General features: G+C 65.4%; 10 protein-coding genes, 1 tRNA gene and 1 pseudogene. 3 read left to right on the forward strand and 9 right to left on the reverse strand.

Annotated features, from left to right (window positions below; genetic code table 11):
• From ACDELDRAFT_RS14305 to ACDELDRAFT_RS14335, 7 genes and pseudogenes are all read right to left on the reverse strand, one after another.
• A pseudogene (locus ACDELDRAFT_RS14305) lies at positions 1-279 on the reverse strand (hypothetical protein); the annotation flags it as partial.
• 162 nt (positions 280-441) lie between these two features.
• A tRNA-Thr gene (locus ACDELDRAFT_RS14310) sits at positions 442-517 on the reverse strand.
• A 12-nt stretch (positions 518-529) separates the two neighbouring features.
• On the reverse strand, positions 530-1,537 hold the full coding sequence (locus ACDELDRAFT_RS14315) for a class 1 fructose-bisphosphatase (RefSeq protein ID WP_005797996.1): 1,008 nt from the start codon (positions 1,535-1,537) through the stop codon (positions 530-532).
• A 10-nt stretch (positions 1,538-1,547) separates the two neighbouring features.
• On the reverse strand, positions 1,548-4,286 hold the full coding sequence (pepN, locus tag ACDELDRAFT_RS14320; protein ID WP_005797998.1) for an aminopeptidase N: 2,739 nt from the start codon (positions 4,284-4,286) through the stop codon (positions 1,548-1,550).
• Positions 4,287-4,294: 8 nt separating this feature from the next.
• Positions 4,295-5,399 (reverse strand): peptide chain release factor 2 gene (prfB, locus tag ACDELDRAFT_RS14325; RefSeq protein ID WP_100084449.1). Its coding sequence is split into 2 segments (ribosomal slippage): positions 4,295-5,317 and positions 5,319-5,399, totalling 1,104 coding nucleotides; the frame shifts between segments, so codons are not numbered across the junction.
• A gap of 180 nt (positions 5,400-5,579) precedes the next feature.
• The gene (locus tag ACDELDRAFT_RS14330; RefSeq protein WP_005798004.1) at positions 5,580-6,488 is read right to left on the reverse strand and encodes an alpha/beta fold hydrolase; all 909 of its coding nucleotides are present in this window, start codon (positions 6,486-6,488) and stop codon (positions 5,580-5,582) included.
• Positions 6,489-6,567: 79 nt separating this feature from the next.
• Positions 6,568-7,035 carry a DNA-formamidopyrimidine glycosylase family protein gene (locus tag ACDELDRAFT_RS14335; protein WP_005798005.1) on the reverse strand — a complete coding sequence of 156 codons (468 nt, stop codon included), beginning with the start codon at positions 7,033-7,035 and terminating at the stop codon, positions 6,568-6,570.
• A gap of 75 nt (positions 7,036-7,110) precedes the next feature.
• Between ACDELDRAFT_RS14335 and ACDELDRAFT_RS14340 the strand changes: the two genes are divergently transcribed.
• The 3 genes from ACDELDRAFT_RS14340 (at position 7,111) to plsY (ending at position 9,442) form a co-directional block, all read left to right on the forward strand.
• Positions 7,111-8,172, forward strand: coding sequence for an aldo/keto reductase (locus ACDELDRAFT_RS14340; RefSeq protein ID WP_005798007.1), 1,062 nt, complete (start codon positions 7,111-7,113; stop codon positions 8,170-8,172).
• Between the two features lie 63 nt (positions 8,173-8,235).
• Positions 8,236-8,739, forward strand: a complete 504-nt coding sequence (ybaK, locus tag ACDELDRAFT_RS14345) for a Cys-tRNA(Pro) deacylase (protein ID WP_005798009.1) — start codon at positions 8,236-8,238, stop codon at positions 8,737-8,739.
• Between the two features lie 49 nt (positions 8,740-8,788).
• Positions 8,789-9,442, forward strand: a complete 654-nt coding sequence (gene plsY, locus ACDELDRAFT_RS14350) for a glycerol-3-phosphate 1-O-acyltransferase PlsY (protein ID WP_040329285.1) — start codon at positions 8,789-8,791, stop codon at positions 9,440-9,442.
• Positions 9,443-9,504: 62 nt separating this feature from the next.
• On the opposite strand, the gene ACDELDRAFT_RS14355 is transcribed toward plsY, so the two are convergent.
• On the reverse strand, positions 9,505-10,527 hold the full coding sequence (locus tag ACDELDRAFT_RS14355; protein ID WP_005798013.1) for an HD-GYP domain-containing protein: 1,023 nt from the start codon (positions 10,525-10,527) through the stop codon (positions 9,505-9,507).
• A 5-nt stretch (positions 10,528-10,532) separates the two neighbouring features.
• Positions 10,533-11,046, reverse strand: a 514-nt coding sequence (locus ACDELDRAFT_RS14360) for a retropepsin-like aspartic protease family protein (RefSeq protein WP_005798015.1), incomplete at its 5' end; no start/stop codon positions are given.

An 11,046-nucleotide genomic window follows, 5' to 3' on the forward strand; every position in this document is an offset into this window, starting at 1 on the left:
CCAGGCGATGTGGGTCTTGTGGTCTTTGCCGCCGTTGGCCTTGTCGGTCAAGACGTTGTCGCGATAGCGCTCCAGCATCTCGCGCACTGTGTGCTTGCTGGCGGAGTTTTTCCGGATGGTCATGCCAGTGCGGATTTCGGTTTCCGTCTGGATGGCCCATTGCTTGGCGTCGGTCTTTCGCAAGAAAGTTTTCGACTGCGGCGGATAGCCCTGGATACGAACCTGAGCTTGGTAGCTCATCTTGCCGTTTTGGTCTTTGCGTTCACGGATGGCAGCCATGTTGTGTTTTGTGTACGGTCAGCGAAATGTGACGGCACAAAAACTGGCTGGAGAGAGATGGCACTGTTATGCAGTGCTGCCAAATTGTGCCGTCTACTGTGACTTGAGTGTGACAGGAGACGGCACTTTGGACAACAACGACTCGTAAGTCATTGATTTTATTGGTGCCGGAGAGATGAATCGAACACCCGACCTTCTCATTACGAATGAGCTGCTCTACCGACTGAGCTACACCGGCGTAAGCCTCAAATTATAGCGTGGAATGATAGCTTGTCACGCGTTCCACTTCATTTTTTGAACCAAGAATCACACTGACGCGTTCATGCAACTGGGTGGGCTGGATGTCGAGGATGCGCTGGCGTCCATTGGTTGCGGCGCCGCCGGCCTGCTCGATGAGCCAGCCCATGGGGTTGGCTTCGTACATCAGGCGTAGCTTGCCGGGTTTGTTGGGCTCGCGCTTGTCCCAGGGGTACATGAAGATGCCGCCGCGCGTCATGATGCGGTGCACATCGGCCACCATGCTGGCGATCCAGCGCATGTTGAAGTCCTTGCCGCGTGGGCCTTCCTTGCCCTGCAGGCATTCGTCGATGTAGCGCTTGACGGGCTCGTCCCAGTGGCGCATGTTGCTCATGTTGATGGCGAATTCCTTGGTGTCCTCGGGAATGCGCACGTTTTCCTGCGTCAGCACGAATGAGCCCTGCTCGCGGTCGAGCGTGAACATGGCCACGCCGTCGCCCACTGTGAGCACCAGCGTGGTTTGCGGGCCATAGACGCAGTAGCCGGCGGCCACCTGCTGGCTGCCCTTTTGCAGGAAGTCGCCTTCGTCCACGCCGCGGTCGTCCTCGGGCATCTTGAGCACGCTGAAGATGGTGCCGATGCTGACGTTTACATCGATGTTGCTGGAGCCGTCGAGGGGATCGAACAGCAGCAGGTATTCGCCCTTGGGGTAGCGGTTGGGCACGACGTAGATGCCGTCCATCTCCTCGCTGGCCATGCCGGCGAGGTGGCCACCCCATTCGTTGGCCTCGATCAGCACCTCGTTGGCGATGATGTCGAGCTTCTTCTGCACTTCGCCCTGCACGTTCTCGCTGCCGGCACTGCCGAGCACACCACCGAGGGCGCCTTTGTTGACGGCGTGGCTGATGCTCTTGCAGGCGCGCGCCACCACTTCGAGCAGCAGGCGCAGCTGCCCGGGGATGAGGCCATCCACACGCTGCTGTTCGACGAGGTAGCGGGTCAGGCTGACTTTGTTTGCCATGAAAATCTCCTTAATCGGCCAGTGCGCGGGTGACGACCTCGCGCACGTCGTTGCTCAGGCCCTCGCGGGCGGCCACGCGGGCGATGGCCTCGCGGGCGGCGGTGCGCCAGGGTTCTGCCAGTTTCTTCCAGCGGTCCAGCGCCCGGGCCAGGCGCGCAGCCACCTGGGGGTTGATGGCGTCCAGCTCGATCACGCGGTCGCTCCAGAACACGTAGCCGGCCGCATCGGCGCGGTGGAAGGCCCCAGGGTTGGCGCTGCAATAGCTGAAGATCACGCTGCGCGCGCGGTTGGGGTTCTTGATGCTGAAGTCCGGGTGCTGCAGGAGCTGGCGCACGGTGGGCAGCACGTTGCCGCCGCGGTCGGGCGCGCCGGCCTGCAGGGCGAACCACTTGTCGATGACCAGCGGCTCGTCCTTGAACAGTGCGTGGAAGCGGGCCAGGGCCGGCGCCGCCAGTTCGCAGCCACTGGCCACCAGGGCGGTGAGGGCGTTGAAGCGGTCGGTCATGTTGCCTGCCACCTTGAAACGCTGGTAGGCCTTGCCAGGCCACACCACGTCGCCCGTGCGCTGGGCAGCAATGCACAGCATGTGCAACGCCAGGCCACTGAGCGCGCGGCGGCCGGAGGAGACGGGGTCGGGGCGGTAGCCGCCGGTGTCCTCGTTCTGCTCCCAGGCCCATTCCCAGTCGGCCTGCAGCGACAGGGCCAGTTGCTCGCGCATGGCTTCGCGCACGGCGTGGATGCGCTGCGGGTCCACCACATCCAGCTGCTCTGCAATGTAGGTTTCGGATGGCAGGGTGAGCACCAGTTCCTTGAAGGCTGCATCCAGGGCCGGATGGCGCAGCACGGCGCGCATGGCCTCGACAAACTCCGCAGGGAGGATTTTGTGGTCAAAATGGCCGTTTGCGCTTGTCTGTTGTGCATTATCAGCTATTGCATTGATAGCAATGCGCAGTGCCAGACGCTGGCCGGCCTCCCAGCGGTTGAACGCGTCGGCATCGTGGGCCAGCAGCGTGAGCAACTGCGCATCGGTGGTGTCGATGTCGAGCACCACGGGGGCGCTGAAATCGCGCAGCAGCGATGGCACGGGCTCGCTGTCGAGGTGGGTGAAGGTCAGTGTTTGCGAGGCTTCGGTCAGCACCACCACGCGCGAGGTGGGGGTTGCGCCGGCCTGCGCGGCGCTGTCGTCCGCCAGTTGCAGGGGCAGGGCAGCACCCGTGGCGGCGTCCAGCAGGCCTAGTTCCACCGGGATGACGAAAGGCAACTTCTCGCTCTGGCCGGGCGTGGGCGCGCAGCTTTGCGACAGCGTGAGCGCATAGCTGCGCGTGGCTGCGTCATAGCGGCCCGTGGCGCGCACGCGGGGCGTGCCGGCCTGGCTGTACCAGCGCTTGAACTGGGGCAGGTGCTGCGCCAGCGGACTGCCGGGGTTGGCATCTGCAATGGCTTGCACGAAATCGTCGCAGGTCACGGCGTGGCCGTCGTGCCGGTCGAAATACAGCTTCATGCCCTTGGCAAAACCTTCGCGGCCCACCAGGTTGTGCTGCATGCGCACCACCTCCGCACCCTTTTCGTAGATGGTGACGGTGTAGAAGTTGTTGATCTCGACGTAGCTGTCGGGCCGCACCGGGTGGGCCATGGGGCCCGCGTCTTCGGGGAACTGCGCCGTGCGCAGCACGCGCACGTCCTCGATGCGCTTGACGGCGCGCGCGGACGGGCTGCCCGCCATGTCCTGGCTGAATTCCTGGTCGCGGAAGACGGTGAGGCCTTCCTTGAGCGAGAGCTGGAACCAGTCGCGGCAGGTCACGCGGTTGCCTGTCCAGTTGTGGAAATACTCGTGGCCCACCACGCTTTCGATGTTCGAAAAATCGGTGTCGGTGGCGGTGGCCTCGCTGGCCAGAACGTACTTCGTGTTGAAGATGTTCAGGCCCTTGTTCTCCATGGCGCCCATGTTGAAGTCGCTGGTGGCGACGATCATGAAGCGTTCCAGGTCGAGCGGCAGGCCGAAGCGGGCTTCGTCCCAGGCCACGCTGTGCATCAGCGAGTTCATGGCGTGCTCGGTCTTGCCCAGGTCGCCGGGGCGCACATACACCTGCAGCAGGTGGGAGGTGCCCGAGCGGCTCTTGATGAGCTGCTCGCGCGCCACGAGCTTGCCCGCCACCAGGGCGAACAGGTAGCAGGGTTTCTTGTGCGGATCGACCCATTTGGCGAAGTGGCGCCCGTCTTCGAGCGCGCCGCTGTCCACCAGGTTGCCGTTACTCAGCAGCACCGGGTACAGCGCCTTGTCGGCGCGCAGCGTGACGGTGTAGCTGGCCATCACGTCCGGCCGGTCGAGGAAGTAGGTGATGCGGCGGAAACCCTCGGCCTCGCACTGCGTGAAGAACGTGCCCTGGCTCACATACAGGCCCATGAGCTGCGTGTTCTTGGCTGGCGCGCAGGTGGTGAAGATTTCCAGATCGAAGGGCTCGTTGCCTTCGGGCAGGTTCTCCAGCACCAGCTGGTTGCCATCCATCTTGAACGAGGTACCGCCGCCATTGACCATGACGCGTGCCAGGTTCAGCTCTTCGCCGTCCAGGCGCAGCGGCTGTGCCAGCACCTCGGGGTTGCGGCGCAGGCGCATCTTGTTGAGCACGCGGGTCTTGGCGGGGTCCAGGTCGAACGTGAGATCGACGGTGTCGATCCACCAGGCCGGGGCCTGGTAGTCGGCGCGGTGGATGGCGGGCGCTTGTCCCTGGCCGTCACGCAGTTGCAACATGGTTTTCCTTAAACGCCCTGCTTGAGGGAGGCTTCGATGAATGCGTCGAGGTCGCCGTCCAGCACCTTCTGGGTGGCCGAGATTTCGACGCCGGTACGCAGGTCCTTGATGCGGCTGTTGTCCAGCACGTAGCTGCGGATCTGGTGGCCCCAGCCCACATCGGTCTTGGTGTCTTCGAGCTTTTGCTGCTCTTCCTGGCGCTTGCGCATCTCGTGGTCATACAGTCGGCTGCGCAGGCGCTGCCAGGCAATGTCACGGTTGCCGTGCTGGCTGCGGCCGTCCTGGCACTGCACCACGATGCCCGTGGGGATGTGGGTCAGGCGCACGGCCGAGTCGGTCTTGTTGATGTGCTGGCCACCCGCGCCCGAGGCACGGTAGGTGTCGGTGCGGACGTCGGCCGGGTTGATGTCGATCTGGATCGAATCATCAATCTCGGGGTAGACGAACAGGCTGGCAAAGCTGGTGTGGCGCCCGCCCGAGCTGTCGAACGGGCTCTTGCGCACCAGGCGGTGCACGCCGGTTTCGGTGCGCAGCAGGCCGTAGGCGTATTCGCCCTCGACCTTGATCGTGGCGCTCTTGATGCCCGCGACGTCGCCGGCGGTTTCTTCTTCCACCGTGGTCTTGAAGCCCTTGCGCTCGGCGTACTTGAGGTACTGGCGCAGCAGCATGCTGGCCCAGTCGCAGGCCTCGGTGCCGCCGGCGCCGGCCTGGATGTCCACGAAGCAGTTGAGCGGGTCGGCCTCGTTGCTGAACATGCGGCGGAACTCGAGCTGTTCGATCTCGGGCCTCAGCTTGGCGGTTTCGGCTTCGATGGTGAGCAGGCCGGCCTCGTCGCCTTCTTCCTTGCTCATCTCGTACAGCTCGGCGTTGTCGGCCAGCTCACGCGTGAGCTTGTCGAGCGTGAGCACCACGCCGTCGAGCGACTTCTTTTCCTTGCCCAGTTCCTGGGCCTTCTTGGGATCGTTCCAGACGGCAGGGTCTTCGAGCGATGCGTTGACGGTTCTCAGACGTTCGAATTTGGCATCGAAGTCAAAGATACCTCCGTAACTCTTGCGTGCGCACGGACAGGTCGGAGAGGGTGTTGCCGATGAGGTTGATATGTTCTGCGTCCATGGTCGTGTCCTGGGTGTTCTGTGGAATAACCCTAGATTTTCTCATGGGCCGCCTTCTGCCGTGCCCAATGCCCCGCCGTGGCGAAGAGGCCGGGGTTCAGGCACGCGGCGCGTGGGGGTGTGGCGTATCAAAAATGATAGCTATAAGCGATTGATGAATAAGCGCATGGGCCCATTCTGATCAGGATTCTTCCAGAAACCGCTCGATCAGTGCCGCCACGGCCTGGGGCTGGTCGTGGTGCAGCATGTGGCCGGCGTCCGGCACCACGGCAATGCGCACGTTGCGCACGTGGGTCAGGCGTTGATGGTATTCGTTCAGGCTGTATTTGCCTTGCCACCATTGGCCCAGGCTGTCGCCGCTGGCCTCGACGGCCAGCACAGGCGCCGTGATGCAGCCGTACAGGGCCAGCGCTTCGTCCACGCGGTACAGCTGCGCGCTGGTGATCTTGTGCGCCGGGTCGCCCAGAATTTCCCACAGGCCCTGCGCATTGGGTTGCGCCCAATGCAGGGCCAGCCATTCGGCCTTGTCCTGGGACAGGCGGGGGTTGGTCTTCATGAGGCGCTGCGCCACGGCTTCGGGGCCGTCGTAGGTCTTGAGGGCCTTGTCGCCCTGGTGCAGTTGCTTGATCTCGTCGATCCACTGTGCATAGCGCGCGGGGGCCTGGGCGGGCTGGGTGGCGGGCAAGCCAAATCCTTCCAGATTGACCAGGCGGCGGATGCGCGCGGGGCGCACGCCAGCGTACATCATCGCAACGTTGCCCCCCATGCTGTGACCCACCAGGTCCACGGCCTGGTCGGGTGCACACTGGTCCAGCAGCAGGTCCAGGTCGGCCAGGTAGTCGGCAAAGAGGTAATGGTCGGCCTGCGCGCTGGCGGTGCGCCCGAAGCCGCGCCAGTCCGGGGCGATGATGCGCCGCTCATGCCACAGCGCATCGACCATGAACTGGTACGAAGCGCTCACATCCATCCAGCCGTGCAGCAGCACCAGCGGGGGCAGGGCGCTTTCTTCGGGGCCCCACTGGCGAACGTGGTAGTTCAGGCGGCGCAGCGGCAACATGCTGCTGCGAGAGGGTTTGGCAGGGGTGTACATCGATGGGGCGCGTAAGAGCGGGCAGGGCAGATGGGTGGACCACCGGGCGGGCTGTCGAGATGCCCGGCGCTCTGCCATGTTAATTCGGCGTCCGGGCGACCGCCGCCCGGCGGTGTCGCCGAGGCGGCTGGGCACCGTGGAATGGGACGGGGGCGGCCCGCAGGCGCTCCAGGGCGAGCGCCGGGTTCCAGGCATCCGACATCATGTTGGCCTGCCAGTCGTACACCGCATCCAGGGGCTCGTCGATGAACCTGAGAGAACAGGTATAGAAATTGAGTTCGCCCTGCTCGCACTGCTGGGCGAGCCGCGGCGGCGTGTCCTTGCGTTCGTTGATACGGTAGCTGCCAAACAGCAGAAAGTGCACGCGCAGCGTGAACGTGGGCAACTCGACCAGGAAATGCTTGCCCCAGGTGCGCAGCGCCACGATGCGCTGGCCTGCCAGCCGCTGCCTGCCGATGGAGGTGTTGCCCTCCACCCGCACGATGGCCTGCCCCGCTGAGGCGGCGGCCTGCCCGCGCGGGATGATGAGGGAGGGGCCTTCGGGCATGGCGGGCGGGGCAGCACGGCGAAACGAAATCCATTATTCTGCGCAGTCCTTTCGTTGCTTGTAGTCCTTTTCCCCATGCAAAAAATCCAACTCGGCACCAGCGATCTGCAGGTCTCTCCCATCTGTCTGGGCACCATGACCTTTGGCGAGCAGGTGGGCGAGAGTGACGCGCATGCCATCCTGGCGCGCGCCCTCGACCGTGGCGTGAACTTTATCGACACCGCCGAGATGTACGCGGTGCCGGCGCGGGCCGAGACCTTCGGCGCGACCGAAACCATCATTGGCAACTGGTTTGCCAAGAATCCTGGCGTGCGCCAGAAGCTCGTGGTGGCCAGCAAGGTGGCGGGCCCGTCGCGCGGCATGCCCTGGATCCGCGAGGGCCGGGGCATGACGGCCGCCGACATCGTGGCCTCGTGCGATGCCAGCCTGCGCCGCCTGCAGACCGATGTGATCGACCTGTACCAGATCCACTGGCCCGAGCGCCATGTGCCCGCGTTCGGCGCCAAGTACTACGACCCGGCCAAGGAAACATCGCAGACGCCGATCCACGATCAACTGCAGGCCCTGGCCGGGCTGGTCAAGGCTGGCAAGGTGCGCCATGTCGGGCTGTCGAACGAAACCCCCTATGGCGTGCATGAGTTCGTGCGCCTGGCAGAGCAGCACGGCCTGCCGCGCGTGGCCACGGTGCAGAACCCCTATTGCCTGATCAACCGCAGCTACGACAACGCGCTCGACGAGACCTGCCACCGCCTGAACGTGTCGCTGCTGGCCTACTCGCCGCTGGGCTTCGGCCTGCTCACCGGCAAGTACGACGCCAGCGGCATCGAAGGGCCCGATGCGCCCCGGGGTGCGCGCATTTCCGGCCACGAATCGGTGCGCAAGCAGCGCTGGGGCCGCCCCGAGGCGCTGGCCGCCGCGCGCCGCTACAACCAGCTTGCGCGCAGCCACGGCCTCACGCCCACGCAACTGGCGCTGGCGTTCTGCTACACCAACTGGCGCGTGGCCAGCACCATCATCGGCGTGACCTCGCTGGCGCAGCTCGACGAAGACCTGGGCGCCTGGGGCACCACGCTTTCGCCCGAGTTGCTGGGCGCCATCGACCAGGTGCGCTGGGAACTCGGCGATCCTGCGATTTGAGAATCAAAATGACCCGCTGCGCTTGACGGGCGGGCGCCAATAGCTATTGTTTTTGAAGCGATCATGGCCAAGAAGGACAGCAAGGGCGTGCACGTGAGCGAAACCCCCGCCACGCAGATGCTCAAGGCGCACAAGGTGGACTTCACCGAGCATCCCTACGACTACGTCGAGCACGGCGGCACCGCCCACAGCGCGGCCAGCCTGGGGCTGGACGAGCACACCGTGGTCAAGACCCTGGTGATGCAGGACCAGGACGCAAAGCCGCTCATCGTGCTCATGCATGGCGACCGCAAGGTCTCCACCAAGAACCTGGCGCGGCAGATTGGCGCCAAGTCGGTCGAGCCCTGCAAGCCCGAAGTGGCCAACCGCCACAGTGGCTACCTGGTGGGGGGCACCTCGCCGTTTGGCACCCGCAAGGCCATGCCGGTGTTCATCGAAGACAGCATCCTGCAGCTGCCCCGCATCGCCATCAATGGCGGCCGGCGTGGTTTTCTGGTGCAGATCGACCCGCAGGAGTGCGTGCGCCTGCTCGGCGCCCGGCCGGTGCAGTGCGCGCTGGCAGAATAGGCCGCCCCGGCGCATGCGCGCCGCGTTGTTGTCCCCCGAAGGAGCTGATTTGAACGCCGTGTATCCCGTCCTAGCCGCCGTGGCAGCCTATTTGCTGGGCTCGCTGTCCTTTGCCGTCATCGTGACGCGCCTGATGGGGCTGAACGATCCGCGCACCTACGGCAGCAAGAACCCCGGCGCCACCAATGTGCTGCGTTCGGGCAGCAAGGCCGCTGCCATCGTCACGCTGCTGCTCGATGCCGTGAAAGGGTGGCTGCCCGTGGTGCTGGTGCGCTGGTTTGGCAAACCCTATGGCCTGGAGGATGGCACGGTGGCACTGGTGGGGCTGGCGGCTTTCCTCGGGCACCTGTGGCCCGTGTTTTTTCGCTTTGAAGGCGGCAAGGGCGTGGCCACGGCGCTGGGCGTGCTGCTGGGCATCAGCGGCTGGCTAGGGCTGGCCACGGCGCTCACCTGGCTGATCGTGGCGTTTTTCTTCCGCTATTCGTCGCTGGCCTCGCTGGTGGCCGCGGTGTTCGCGCCCGTGTATTACCTGCTGGTGAGCGGCGTGGTCTGGTATGCGGAGGCCAGCATTGCCGTGGCCATCGCGGTGATGTCGATGCTGCTGGCCTGGCGCCACAAGGACAACATCCGGCGCCTGATGGAGGGCAAGGAATCGCGCCTGGGGCGCTCGAAGGCCGGCGCCCCGCCCAAGGCAAAGCCCTGATTGGCGCCCTGCTCGCGCGCCGCGCAGGGGCAGGGCCACAAGGTGAAAGCGCCTGGCAGCGCTTACAGCGCGCCGGGGGTGGTGACTAGCCCCATGAGGCCCGAGTGGGGCTGTGCTGCGGCGTATACGCCCAGCCGCACCATGGTGCGGTGGTTCAGTTCCAACGTCACGGCAGCACGGGCCAGGGCCGACTGGATGCGCGGCTTGCCGGCGGCCGTCTGGTAGATGCCCGGCTGCGCCCGGTGCACGCCAGCGCGGTCGAGCAGGCTGGCCACGAGAGGCTGGTTGGCCTTTTCGCCCCGCCGCAGCACGATGGCGGTGTCGCCGTTGTCCAGTCGCACGAAGGTGCCCGGTGGGCACAGGCCCACCGAGCGCACCAGCGCATAGCTCACCTCGTCGCGCTGGTCGACCTCTTTGCCCACGAGGGCGCGCACGGAATCGGTGGCGCTGCGGCCCGCGCGCGACTTGCGGGGACTGATCATGGCGGCGTAGCGGTCGATGGTGCCCAGGATGCGGGTCAGGCGGTCTTGCGGTGCCTGTTCAGCCAGGGGCACGCGTTCGGAAATGCTGGCGTGGTGCTGGCCCACCACGTCGAGCCACAGGCTGTCGGTGACGAACAGGCGCTCCAGCAAGGCCTGGCTTTCCTGCGGGTGGTGGCGGATGGCGTCCTGCTGCGCCGAATTCGGTTTGTCGCGCTGTTCGGCCAGCAGATCCTGCAACGCGGTCATGCCGATGTTCATGGTGAGTGCGGCGCGCACCAGGCTGTCGCGTTCGCGCTGGGGCAGGTTCAGCTCGTGCGCCATGATGTGGCACAGGGTGCCGCACACCAGCGCATGCGAGGCGCTGTAGCCCACCGTGGAGGTGGAGGCCAGCTGGAACATCAGGTACAGCGCGGCGTCGATGTCGTGGGCGACCAGGTCCTGCAGCCAGCGGTCGAGCTGGCGTATCTTGGTCGGAAAATCCTGCACCCGCAGCGGCGCGCCCAGCACGATGGACAGGGCCGACTCCAGGTCGGACCACAGGCCCAGAAGGTCTTCGTATTCGCCATCGTGGCGCCGGTTGCCGGAGGGAAGTCGCGCGGACATAGGGCTCAGTGGCGCTTTTCCAGCACCATCTGGTCGTTGGTTCGGGTCATCTGGAATTCGGTCAGGAAGCTGTTGCCCAGCAGCACGAACGGCATGGGTTGGGGCGTGATGATGGCCTCGACACCGAACACCTCGACATCGCCGATTCGCACCGAGTCGAGCTTCATGCGCCAGCCCTGGGCAATGCCGTTGGCGGTGTTCATGCGCACGGGCTGGCCGCTCAGGTAGTTGAGGCCCATGCGTTCGGCGTCGGGGCGGCCGATGGCCACCGTGGAGGCGCCCGTGTCCACCATGTACTGCATGGTGGCGCCGTTGATGGTGCCGCTGTTCACAAAGTGCCCCCGGCTGTCGGCCGTCAGCACGACGCGGCGGCCGCCGCCCTTGCTGCCCACGCTGATGGGCGCTTCGCCCAGGTGCAGGGTGCGCCGCGCACCGCCGATCTCCACCACGGCCTCGTCCTTGCCCACGGTCACCACCGTCACGCCCTGCAGCGCCTCGCCCGCGGCGACGCTGCGCGGC

Source organism: Acidovorax delafieldii 2AN (assembly GCF_000175235.1).
GTDB lineage: Bacteria > Pseudomonadota > Gammaproteobacteria > Burkholderiales > Burkholderiaceae_C > Acidovorax > Acidovorax delafieldii_B.

Bases quoted from the DNA above. Each gene is read 5' to 3' on its own strand.
- ACDELDRAFT_RS14330 (WP_005798004.1), bottom strand. From the start codon at position 6,488: ATGTACACCCCTGCCAAACCCTCTCGCAGCAGCATGTTGCCGCTGCGC.
- ACDELDRAFT_RS14335 (WP_005798005.1), bottom strand. From the start codon at position 7,035: ATGCCCGAAGGCCCCTCCCTCATCATCCCGCGCGGGCAGGCCGCCGCC.
- pepN (WP_005797998.1), bottom strand. From the start codon at position 4,286: ATGTTGCAACTGCGTGACGGCCAGGGACAAGCGCCCGCCATCCACCGC.
- ybaK (WP_005798009.1), top strand. From the start codon at position 8,236: ATGGCCAAGAAGGACAGCAAGGGCGTGCACGTGAGCGAAACCCCCGCC.
- ACDELDRAFT_RS14355 (WP_005798013.1), bottom strand. From the start codon at position 10,527: ATGTCCGCGCGACTTCCCTCCGGCAACCGGCGCCACGATGGCGAATAC.
- ACDELDRAFT_RS14315 (WP_005797996.1), bottom strand. From the start codon at position 1,537: ATGGCAAACAAAGTCAGCCTGACCCGCTACCTCGTCGAACAGCAGCGT.
- ACDELDRAFT_RS14340 (WP_005798007.1), top strand. From the start codon at position 7,111: ATGCAAAAAATCCAACTCGGCACCAGCGATCTGCAGGTCTCTCCCATC.